Annotated in this window: 7 protein-coding genes and 1 pseudogene; 5 read left to right on the forward strand and 3 right to left on the reverse strand. The window is 61.3% G+C overall.

Annotated elements, in window-relative coordinates; all coding sequences use genetic code 11:
* The 5 genes and pseudogenes from AC1DWF_RS26920 to AC1DWF_RS26940 all read left to right on the forward strand — a co-directional run.
* Positions 1-414: pseudogene (locus AC1DWF_RS26920) on the forward strand (hypothetical protein); the annotation flags it as partial.
* Between the two features lie 137 nt (positions 415-551).
* The gene (locus tag AC1DWF_RS26925) at positions 552-2612 is read left to right on the forward strand and encodes a type I secretion protein (RefSeq protein ID WP_476787909.1); all 2061 of its coding nucleotides are present in this window, start codon (positions 552-554) and stop codon (positions 2610-2612) included.
* A gap of 20 nt (positions 2613-2632) precedes the next feature.
* The gene (locus AC1DWF_RS26930) at positions 2633-5101 is read left to right on the forward strand and encodes a type I secretion system permease/ATPase (RefSeq protein WP_476787908.1); all 2469 of its coding nucleotides are present in this window, start codon (positions 2633-2635) and stop codon (positions 5099-5101) included.
* A 12-nt stretch (positions 5102-5113) separates the two neighbouring features.
* Entirely contained in the window at positions 5114-6457 is a 1344-nt protein-coding gene (locus AC1DWF_RS26935; protein WP_476785845.1) for an HlyD family type I secretion periplasmic adaptor subunit, read from the forward strand.
* A 30-nt stretch (positions 6458-6487) separates the two neighbouring features.
* Complete coding sequence (locus AC1DWF_RS26940) at positions 6488-8107, forward strand: GNAT family N-acetyltransferase (RefSeq protein WP_476787907.1); 1620 nt, start codon at positions 6488-6490, stop codon at positions 8105-8107.
* Between the two features lie 22 nt (positions 8108-8129).
* Here AC1DWF_RS26940 and iolB read toward each other — a convergent pair whose 3' ends face one another.
* From iolB to iolE, 3 genes are read right to left on the reverse strand one after another with little or no spacing between them, the layout of a single operon-like run.
* On the reverse strand, positions 8130-8942 hold the full coding sequence (gene iolB, locus AC1DWF_RS26945; RefSeq protein WP_476783137.1) for a 5-deoxy-glucuronate isomerase: 813 nt from the start codon (positions 8940-8942) through the stop codon (positions 8130-8132).
* A 4-nt stretch (positions 8943-8946) separates the two neighbouring features.
* On the reverse strand, positions 8947-9153 hold the full coding sequence (locus tag AC1DWF_RS26950; protein ID WP_476783138.1) for a DUF3329 domain-containing protein: 207 nt from the start codon (positions 9151-9153) through the stop codon (positions 8947-8949).
* Positions 9154-9210: 57 nt separating this feature from the next.
* Positions 9211-10128, reverse strand: coding sequence for a myo-inosose-2 dehydratase (gene iolE, locus AC1DWF_RS26955; protein ID WP_476783139.1), 918 nt, complete (start codon positions 10126-10128; stop codon positions 9211-9213).
* Positions 10129-10358 lie beyond the last annotated feature (230 nt).

Here is a 10358-nt window from a genome sequence, read left to right on the forward strand (position 1 = left end):
AGCAATGGCGATGCGACTGGCGGCGCCAGCGCTGGCGGTCTCGCCGGTGCATGGGGCGGCGACGGTGGGCATGCGTTGAGCGGCGCCTGGGCTGACGGCTATGGCGGCGGCGCTGTGGGCGGCCTCGCACTGGGTGGAGCCGGCGGCTTCGGCGGCGCAGGCGGTATTGCCATGGGCGGCGCTGGCGGCGCTGGCGGCGACGGTGGCACGTGGGGTTCGGGCAATGGCGATGACGGTTATGTCACCGGCTCGAGCTCGGCGCATTCCGACGCCACGATCGACACCAGTGCCTTCAACCAGCAGATCGTGATGGGCGCCAACCTGCAAGGCAACACGGTCGACATGACCGTGGTGGGTGGCGACTACCATCACACGCTGGCAGGCGAAGACGGCACCGACCACAGCACACTGTAGCCAGCGGCGACACGTTCGGCCTCGTCAATACGAGGCCAAGCAAGCTGGACTGCGCGGAGCCCCCGCGCAGTCCTTCCCGGCCGGTGGAGCCCCTATATCAGCCTCACCGCGCCTGAACTCCGGGCGGAGGCGATATCATGTATTCCGCATATTTCGGCAAGGTCACCGAGGCGATTGTCCATTTCGCCGGTTTGTTCGCAACAGCCGACGAAGAAGCACGCATCAAGCAGGCCTACGACGAATTCCGGGCCGCGCATAAGGCAGACGAAAAACTGCCCGATCACCCGACCTACACCATCAAGATTGATGCCTCCCACAAACTGGAGGATTTCGATCCATACGTGCCATATCAGCCTGCGAAGCCTGGCATCGAAATGGCGTCAGTGCTGCCATATGTCCATTTGGCACCGATGGATATTCCCATACCTGCTGGCACGTTCCTTTCCCCGCCGGACCATGATTTTTCTCAAATATCGATTCACGGATGGTCAATTGGCCACCAGTCGATGGACGTCCACCTGCCGGTGCTCGACCCGCCAGGTTCTCTGGCGATCGTCATCAACCAGGAGATTCGTCTCAACGACAACGATTATGTCAGCGTCGGTGGCAGCGGGTTGAAATTCACGCCGCCTCCGGTCGACGACAGCCAGATGGAAGCGCTGCACCAGGCAGCGTCCAACATCAACCCGATCGACGATCTGACGCTTCCAGGCTCCACCCAGGACATGGCGCTGTTCGTCACCACGGCGGCCGCACGGCTGGACAGCTTCAGCGCCGACGGTCATGGCGACGCGGAGATTTTCACGACAAAGGGCACGACCATCGAGGGCACCTATGTCAACGGCCAGCTCATCGACGAGGCCGACACGCCCAAGATGGAAGACTACGTCGACTATCTCAAGAACAAAGACACTACGGAAGAAGGCCCCAACGGCCCGCTCAACATGAGTGTGGCCCCCGACTCCAGCCAGTTCATGCATGGTTGGGGCGACGGAGCGATCAACCCGAGCGTCAACATCTCGACCGGTGACAATACCGTCATCAATTCCGCCGTGGTGGTCAACGACTGGGCTTCCGCCAGCGTCATGGCAGTCATCGGCGATCACGTCTCGGTCAACGCGATCGTCCAGATCAACGCCACATGCGACATCGACAGCATTGGTGCAGCCGTCAGTGGCTGGCCTTTCGACCCCGGTCAGGCTGCAGCGGATGAGAGCTTCAACATCGCGATGTTCAAGCACATCGACCCGACTGCCGATCAGGCACCGGCCGAAGCTGCCACGGAATTCCCCTCCTATTATGTGGTAACTCAGATCACTGGTGATCTGATCATGATGAACTGGATCAACCAGTTCAGCTTCGTGACCGACAACGACATCGTCCTTGCGGCGTCGTCAGGCGTGCAGACTTATGTATCGACCGGCGACAACACAGCCTTCAACGCCGCCGACCTCAACGAACTCGGGCACAACTACGATCTCATCATCGTCGGCGGCAACGTCTATGACGCAAGCATCATCCAGCAATTCAATCTTCTGATCGACAATGACACAATCGGAGCCGTCTCAGGCTTTGAAACGACAGGCCATGGCTCGGTCGCAACCGCTGGCAACCTGACCTGGAACCAGGCAAACATCATCAATGTCGGCACCGGCCAACACCAGGCGCTACCTGACGCCTATAAGCAGGCGAATGACGATCTTGCCGCCGGCAACAAGAACTTGTCGGAATCTATCCTCCAGGATCCTGCATTCGCCGGCTCTGGACTGCTGCGCGTGCTCTACATTTCCGGCGACATCTACAATCTGCAATACATCAACCAGACGACGATCATGGGCGACAGCGACCAGATAGCTCTGGCGATGAATAAGATCGCTCCGGATCCCAATGCCGACTGGACGATCGCCACAGGTGGCAATCAGCTGGTCAACCACGCGACCATCGTCGACGTCGACGGCGCCAACAAAATCTATGTCGGCGGCGACCACTACTCCGATGAAATCCTGATCCAGGCCAATCTCGTTTCGAGCGCCCCTGACATGGGGGCCCAGAACCCCGACATTCTCGTCAACGAGGCCGTGGCCTTCCTGACCGACAGTACCGGCGACACAAGCAGCGCGCCTCACATCAACGACCACATCACACCACAACCCGCCGATTCCGCATCGGCCGACGTCATGCAGCACATGCTGGGCTAAGCCCTTCAAAGGATTACAACATGACTGACGACCGCGAGCAGGGTTGGAGCGTCTTCCACAACGCGCCGGATGACGACTACCTGGGGGAAAGCCCCCAGCCGCGTCCGAAGCCAGTGCAGGCCAAGCCCGTACAGGAAGACAAAGAGAGATTGTCGAGTGCCGTCGCGTCCCAGGAAGAGGCCCTCGACCGCCTCGAACGCTACATCGACAACGTCATCGGCGAATTGCACGAGGCAGCCGACAATAGGGCTGAAGCCGCAACGGCGCACCCACAAGCTGATGTCGTCGTCCCGGCCTCCGAGCCTCTCGCCGACACTGCCAGTCCGCACACACCGCCGGCGCGCCCGTCGGCCGCCGCGCCAATCGTGACATCTGCCGAGCGGAGCATTTCAGCACAAGGCGCCTCCCCGCCTCCTGCTGAAGTCGTACCGCCATCCCAGCCTCAACCGGCCCAGCGCGCAATTTCCGAGACTCCGGTCGCGGATCGGCAGGGCCCTGTTCCGCCCCGCCCAATACCCGTCGAGCCGGCACGCGAGACACAGGCCGCACCAGAAAAAACCCCTCCTCCCGAAATGCGCGTTGCCGAGCCACAAGCCAAGACCGAGATGAAGGGCAAGCCCGCAACACCGGTCGGCAAGGTGATCGACGCCGACAACGGACCGATCAAAGCCAGGGAAAAGCTGCCCGACACCAACGGACCGACCGGAGGCAACATCGATGGCGGGGGCGGGGGCGGCGGAGGTGGCGGGGGCGTCTTTCACAAGCGCCTGGGACCCGTCGATTTTTCCGCCTCGCTCAAAACAGGCCTCAAAGTCGTCAAGCGCAACCTTTTGATCGTCATGCTGTTCACCTTGGCCTCCAACGTCCTTGTCCTGGCGATACCTCTCTATCTCTTCCAGATTTCCGACCGCGTGCTGACCAGCCGCTCAGTCGATACCCTGATCATGCTGACGATCGTGATTGTCGGCGCAGTGGTGCTCCAGACCATCTTCGACGCCATCCGTCGTTTGATCTTGATGCGCACCGCCGTCGAGGTCGCAGCCCAGCTTGGCGCGCCGATCCTGAGTGCTGCCGCCCGCGCGGCGCTGCACTCGAACGGCCGCGAATACCAGACCCTGAGCGATCTCCAGCAACTCCGCTCTTTCCTGGTTTCAGGCACGCTGCTGACGCTGCTCGATGCGCCGCTGGCGCCACTCTTCGTCCTCGCCGTGTTCATGGTGCACCCACATCTCGGCTTCATCGTCGTGACGACTTCATTGATCCTTCTGGTCATCACCATCATCAACCAGCGTTCGACCGAAGCGCCATTCAGCGAGGCCAACTCATTCCAGAGCAAGGCCAATCTGCACCTCGACTCAATGTCCCGGAACTCGCAGATCATCAACGCGCTTGCGATGATCCCCGAAGCGGTCCGCATCTGGGGCAAGGACACGGCGAGTTCGCTGCGTGCCCAGGTTATCGCCCAGGACCGCAACATCGCCTTTGCCTCCGCTTCCAAGGCAACCCGCTTGCTCACCCAGATCGCGATGCTTGGCTGGGGTGCCCATCTGGCGCTCGATGGCCATCTCAGCGGCGGCATGGTTATTGCCGCATCGATCATCGCCAGCCGTGCGCTCGGCCCGATCGAAGGTGCCATCGAAGGCTGGAACCAGGTCATCCAGTCGCGCGCCGCCTATGGCCGCATCGCCAGTCTTCTCCAGTCATCCCCGCTCAATTTCGAGCGGCTCAACCTGCCGCGCCCCGAAGGGCGTCTGGATGTCGAGCGGCTGCTGTTTGTGCCGCAAGGCACCAAGCGGGTGGTGCTCAACGGCATCACTTTCGCGCTGGCGCCGGGAGATTCCCTGGCCGTCATCGGCAATTCGGGCGCCGGCAAGACCACGCTCGGCAAGATGCTGGTCGGGTCGATCCTGCCGACTTCGGGTAACGTCCGCCTCGACCTGATGGACCTGCGCAACTGGGATCAGCGCCAGTTCGGCGAAAACATCGGCTACCTGCCGCAAGACGTCCAGCTGTTCCCTGCTTCGATCAAGGCCAACATCGCCCGTATGCGCGACGATGCCACCGACGCCGAAATCTACCAGGCAGCCCAACTCGCAGACGTGCATGAGATGATCGCCACCTTGCCGCATGGCTACGAGACATTTGTCGCCGCCGACGGAGCCCCGTTATCAGGCGGCCAGAAGCAGCGTATCGCGCTCGCTCGCGCCTTCTTCGGCAACCCCCGCATGGTCGTGCTGGACGAGCCGAACTCCAATCTCGATGCGGCCGGCGACGTCGCCCTTGCGCGGGCGCTCCAGCACGCCAAGGAAAACAAGATCACCGTCATCACCATTACCCAGCGGCCGGCACTGCTGCAGAGCGTCGACAAGATCCTGCTGCTGGTCAACGGCACGGTGGCGTTGTTTGGCGCTCGGCAGGACGTCCTCCAGGCTCTCGCCCAGCGCGGCCTGAGCATTGAAGGCGGTTCCTTCGGCCATCAGATCCAATAGGCGGGCAATGCAATGAGCGACTCGGCAATCGTAAAGGTTCATGATCTCGAATGGTACGCAGACGTGCCGCGCTCGATCACCAAGCAAACCCAGGTCGGCCTGCTGCTCATCGCCCTCACCTTCGGCGGCTTCGGCACCTGGGCGTTCACCGCCCCGCTCGCCGCGGCAATCATTGCGCAGGGCTCATTCGTGGCTTCAGGACAAAACAAGATCGTCCAGCATCTGGAAGGCGGCATCATCAAGGAACTGTTGGTCAGCGAAGGCGATCACGTCCGCTACGACCAGCCATTGATCCGCCTCGACGAGACAGCGGCAAAGGCGACGGAGCGACAATTGTTCCTGCGCCAGGTGCGCCTGGATGCCATCGCTGCGCGCCTGACTGCCGAGGTCACCCGCTCCCCCGAGATTTCGTATCCGAAGGACGTCACCGACAACATCGACGACCCTGAGATCAAGCCGATCGTCGATAGCCAGAAATTGAACTTCGAAGGCGCGCGCAACAAACTCCAGAGCGAGATCGGCTTGCTGCAACAAAACATCTCCGCCTTCCGCTTCCGAGCCGAGGGCTATCAGCAGCAGCACAACGCGGTCCAAAGACAACTGGAACTGATGAAGGAGGAGTACGCCGGCAAGAAGACCCTGGCCGACAAGGGCCTTCTCCGGGCGACCGAACTCAAGTCGATCCAGCGCGCCATGGCCGATGCCGAAGGCCAGATCGGCCGGTTAGCAGCCGAAGTCTCTGAGACCGGCGCCGAGATCATCAAACTCGAACAGCAGATCCAGCAGGCCGAAGACGCCTACAAGCAGGCAGCACTCGACCAGCTACAGAACCTTGAGGGCGATCTGGATACCGTTCGCGAACAACTCCGTCAGGCTCAAAGCGTGCTGAATCGCGTCACCATCAACGCGCCGGTGGCCGGCACCATCGTGCGCATGTATTACCACACCTCAGGGGGTGTCATCGAAAGCGGCAAGCCGATCCTGGAGATCCTGCCGTCCGAGGTGCCGCTCGTGATCGAAGCGCTCATTTCCCGCTCCGACATCGACAACGTTCGCGTCGGCCAGAGTGCGGCGGTGCGGCTTTCTGCCCTCAACCGACGCACCACCCCGGTCCTCAACGGCCAAGTGATCTATGTCTCCGCCGATGCCCTCCCCGACAATTCGGGGCCAGCGCCGCGCGAAATCTATGTCGCCCGCATCAGCCTGCCGATGAGCGAAATCGCACGCGTACATAATTTCACGCCCACGCCTGGCATGCCTGCCGAGGTGCTGGTTCAGACCGAAGAGCGGACCTTCTTCAGATATCTGACCAAGCCGATCGCAGACTCCATGTCGCGCGCATTCATGGAGCGGTGAGCGAGGTCAAGCCAACGCGTGGGGGAAAGCATGCAGATCGACGTCATCACCGAGCCGGGCAAGCTCGATGACCTCAGGGTAGATTGGGAGCGGATCTACGATGAAGACCCTGAAGCGCAGTTCTTCCTTTCGTGGAAATGGCTCTCACGGCACCTGCGTTTATATGAGGGCACTTGGTTCATTCTCGCTGCCCGCCTAGAGGGGCCGGGAACGCCCTATGTAGGACTGATGCCATTGCGGCTGCGCACGCGCATGGACACCAAGACGGGGCAGTTCTCAAACGAGATCAATATGGCCGGCAACTATGCCGCCGACTACACCGGTGCCCTTTGCACGCCTGCCTTCGCGTTGCAGATCATGCAGGCCTTCGGGCGCCACATGCGCGACTTGGCCTGGACAAATATCCATCTCGAAAACGTCCGCATGTCGGACGAACGGCTTTTGGCCTTCCTCGGCCAGTTCCCACGCGAGACATTGGCGTTGCGCGAGTTCAACCGTGTCAACAAGGCCGACAATGTCGACAATTGCCGCTGCTTTGCGGCCACCCTGCCCGACAGTTTCGATAACTATCTCGACAATGTGCTGAGCTCCAACACCCGCCAGAAGCTGCGCCGCTTCATGCGCAAGGTCGACGCAGGCGAGTTACGCATCACGCATGCGACCGCCGAGACGCTTGATCGCGATATCGACATGATGCTGGATTTCTGGCGAACGCGCTGGGGCGCGCGCAAGGGCGACCGGCTGCAGTCGATTATTCGCCACAACAAGGTGGTGCTACGCACCAGCTTTGAGACCGGATCGCTGTTCATGCCTGTGCTGTGGCAAGGCGACAGGCCGCTCGGCGCGCTGGCGAGTTTCGTCGATCCGGTCAAGAGGGAGATGCTGTTTTACATCTCCGGCCGCGACGAAACAGCGACATCGATCCCCGTCGGTCTCGTCCTGCACGGTCACAGCATCCGACTTGCCATCGAACGCGGCTTTGGCACGTACGACTTCTTGCGCGGCGACGAGCCTTACAAGTTTGCGTTCGGCGTTACCGAGAGCAAGATCCGCTGCGCCATGATCTACACCAAGGACGGGCTCAACGTCGGCAACCGGCTCGATCCCCGTTCGCTCGAAGGCGTATTCGCAGAGGTGACGCGTTTTCATGAAGGGGGCCAGTTAGCGCGTGCCGAAAACGGCTATCGCCAGATCCTCGGGACCCAGCCGCTGCATGCCAAGGCACTCTATGGCCTAGGGCAGTTGCTTTCCGACAAAGGCGATCATCGCGAAGCACGACAGCTTTTCACGACACTGACGGAAGTCGCGCCCAATGTGTCCAAGATCTGGTTCAGGTTAGGATTCTCAGCGCAGGCGCTCGACGACCACTTTGGTGCCGTCGAGGCGTTCCGCCGCACACTCGAGCTGGACGGCAATTTCGACGGAGCGCAGTTCTCGCTCGCCAAGAGCCTCGCCGAGCTTGACCAAAGCGAAGAAGCCATCGACACGCTCGAAGTGCTGCAGCGCAAGCTTGAGGCGGCGAGACGCGACGACGCGCTGATCGTCAAGACCAGGGCGCTACTCACGCGGTTGAAGCGCGAAACCCGGCCAAGCTACATCATGCTCAACCCGCAGCCCAAGGCAGCACGCCAGCTTGTTGGGGCGCTGTAGACAGCAAGCTTCGCTACGACCCTTACGCCTTCAGCAGCCACTCATGCTCTTTGGCGTTGTGGAACTTCCACGTCCGCTTCGGCCCGGCCATGACGTTGAGATAATACAGATCATAGCCGTGGCATGCCGCGCACGGATGATAGCCCTTGGGCACCAACGTCACGTCGCCGTCTTCGATTGCCATCGCCTCGTCGAGGTCGCGATGCCCCGCATCGTTGAACTCGGTATAGACGCGCTGGAAGGCAAACCCCTGCGGCGGGTTGAGCCGGTGGTAGTAGGTCTCTTCCAACTGCGACTCGTTTGGCAAATTGTCTTCGTCGTGCTTGTGCGGCGGGTAGCTCGACGTGTGCCCGCCCGGCGTGATGACCTCGACCACCAGCAGCGAATCCGCCGGCTCGCCTTCGGGCAGGATATTGGTGACGTAACGCGTGTTGGTGCCCTTGCCGCGCGTCTCCTGCTTGACGTCGTCAGGTCCGATCACCCGCACCGGTAGGTTGCCGCCAAGGCCGGGCGCCGTACAAACGGCAAGCTCCAAATCGGTCTCGGCGCGCACCGACCAATCGCCGCCGGCCGGCACATAGACCGACCACGGCTTGCCGTCAAAAGGCGACATGCGCTCGCCCAGCGTGCCGAGGTCATCTTCGCCGACCCGGACATGCGCCTTGCCCGAGACCAGCACCAGGCAGGTCTCGCGGTCGGCCGTCCAGTCGCCATAGGTGTCGCCGGGCTCGAGCTTGTGCAGGTCAAAGCCGACATAGGTCCAGCCGGCGCTTTCGGGCGTCACATGGGTGACGCGCCCGGTGCCGTGCTTGGGCTTGATCAGAAGTTTCGACATCCGTTCACTCCTTGTCGGCTTCGGTATCGGCATCGGGCTTGTATGTAATCAGGAACTGGTACGCCCCGATCGCCGCCATGCCGCCGGCGAGGGTGCCCCAAAAACCAGACCCGGTTGCAAACTCGAAGATCGACCATGCGGCGCAAAACGCAACCAGCGCGATGCGCCTCCACAGTGGTCGCAGGAAAGAATGGTTCTGGTCTTGGATCAATTGAGCACCGCCTCGCCGATGAACCGTTTCAGATCGTAGTCGGGCCCGGCGCCGGGCTCAAGTATCAGGAAAGCCCTGAGTTTCGACCGTGTAGCCGGCAGCTGTCATTACCCGCATCAACTCCTTGTAGCCGACCTCAGCCATCTTGAGCGGAGGATTCTTCCTGGGGTCCTGCTCGGCCTCGACGACGAACCAGCCTTCATAGCCGTAGTCGGCAAACTTCTGCACGATCTTGCCGAAATCGAGCGAGCCGTCGCCCGGAACTGTAAACGCGCCAAGTGCCACCGCATCGAGGAAGGACTGCTTTGACCAGTCGAGGCCCTGGATGATCTCCATGCGCACGTCCTTCACATGGACATGATTGATGCGCTTGTGGTGATTGTCGATGGCGCGCAGCACATCGCCGCCGGCAAAGGCAAGGTGGCCTGCATCAAGCAGCAGCGGAATGCCCTCGCCCGAGTTCTTCATGAACGCATCGAGCTCGTGTTCGAACTGCACCACCGCCGCCATATGATGATGATAAGACAGCGGCATGCCCTGATCCGCACACCATTCGCCGAACGCGGTCAGCTTGCGGGCGTAGACCTTCATCTCGTCGTCGGAGAGCACCGCCTTGCCAGCCAGCGGCTTCGTCCGGTCGCCCTGGATCGAGCGGCCGACCTCGCCATAGACGATGCAAGGCGCATTCACCGCCTTGAACAGGTCGATCATCGGCTGGATGCGATCCTTGTTAGCGGCGATGTCCTCATTGACCAGCGTGCCGGAAAACCAGCCGCCGCACAGGGTGACATCGATCTTTTTCAGGATCGGCAGCATTTCCTCCGGTGTGCTGGGAAAACGACGGCCTTGCTCCATGCCTGTGAACCCTGCCGAACGCGACTGCGCCAAGCACTCCTCCAGCGACACGTCATCGCTCAGTTCCGCAAGATCGTCATTCCACCACGCGATGGGGGACATGCCCAGTTTGGCTTTCACGTCAATTCTCCAGTGTCATTCTGTTCCAGCGCGCCGCCCTGGCGGCAGCGCATGTTCGTCATCGTTAGCGCCGCCCCTCACTGTCCTGCCGGACATCTCTCCCCGCATGCGGAGAGAGTGGCTACCATCACCGCTTTCGCAAATCACCAACCGTCCCGTTTGGCGAAATCGATGCGGACGGCGTATCTCTCCCCGTTTACGGGGAGAGATGTCCGGCAGGACAGTGAGGG

It is taken from the genome of Aminobacter sp. P4_D5 (assembly GCF_056401815.1).